The following is a 601-nucleotide window of genomic DNA, read 5'->3' on the forward strand; positions in this document are numbered from 1 at the left end:
GCGCCGCCCGCTGCGCGAGCGGCTGCTGCGCTCGGTCGCGCTGCTCGCGGTCGGCTTCCTGCTGCCCCTGGCCGGTCTGACGGTGGCGGTGATGATCCCGCTCGCCCTGCTGGCCGGCGCCACCGCGGCGCCGACCATGATCGGCGTCAACGCGATGATGGTGCGGCTCGTCCCCGCCCGCGCCCGCACCGAGGGCTTCGCCTGGCTCACGATGGCCGTGGCCAGCGGCCTGTCCATCGGTTCGCCGCTGGCCGGCCGGCTGATCGACGTCGGTGGCGCCCGCCTCGGCCTGGTCGTCCCCGCGGCCGCGGGCCTACTCGCCGGGCTCACCGCGCTGCTGTGCCGCGACCGGCTTCCCGACGTGGATGCCCGCGGACCAGCCGCGGCCTCGCCCGCCGGCCACCCCTGACCAGAACGCGCCCACCGCACTGATTGCTCCGTACGGTCTGCCCGCACAGCGCGACCGACGAGGCCTCCGATCATGCTCCCCCGTGCGGACAGCTCCCCCGTGGGGGGGGGGGGGGGGGGGGGGGGGGGGGGGGCGCGGGGGGGCGGGCGGGGGGGCGGGGGGGGGGGGCGGGGGGCCGGGGGCGGGGGCGGG

Annotated in this window: 1 protein-coding gene; it reads left to right on the top strand. The window is 79.9% G+C overall.

Going from position 1 to position 601, the window contains the following annotated elements:
• Window positions 1-409 (top strand): MFS transporter (locus MXD58_RS24555; protein ID WP_250610032.1); only part of this gene is annotated, 409 nt, incomplete at its 5' end.
• Between the last annotated feature and the right edge of the window lie 192 nt (window positions 410-601).

Source organism: Frankia sp. AgKG'84/4 (assembly GCF_023242965.2).
Taxonomy (GTDB): domain Bacteria; phylum Actinomycetota; class Actinomycetes; order Frankiales; family Frankiaceae; genus Frankia.